This window comes from Neisseria sp. P0014.S009, assembly GCF_051958155.1.
Lineage (GTDB): Bacteria > Pseudomonadota > Gammaproteobacteria > Burkholderiales > Neisseriaceae > Neisseria > Neisseria flavescens_C.
In genome coordinates this window covers 1-245 of the sequence record NZ_JBQCVS010000211.1, presented here as the reverse complement: position 1 = coordinate 245, position 245 = coordinate 1, and the positions used below count along the sequence as shown (strand labels likewise).

1 protein-coding gene is annotated in these 245 nt (G+C 58.4%); it reads right to left on the bottom strand.

All coding sequences use genetic code 11. From position 1 onward, the window contains the following. Nucleotides 1-245, bottom strand: a 245-nt coding sequence (locus ACTHS4_RS12360; RefSeq protein WP_440366034.1) for an FAD-binding protein, incomplete at both ends; no start/stop codon positions are given.

Genomic DNA, 245 nt, shown 5'->3' with positions numbered 1-245 from the left:
CACCAATTCTTTTTTGCCGACGTTGTGGCCGCCTTTGATGGTGTCGTCAAAGTGTTGTTGCAGGCTGTCCTCTGCTCCGACCGCTGCTTGAATGCCGCCTTCGGCCATCACGGTATTGCTGTCGCCGATACGCAGTTTGTTCGCCATGATGACGCGTGCGCCGGCTTCAGTCGCAGACAATGCCGCTGCCGCGCCTGCACCGCCGCCGCCAATTACCAATACGTCAGTGTTCAAGTGTTCTGCGC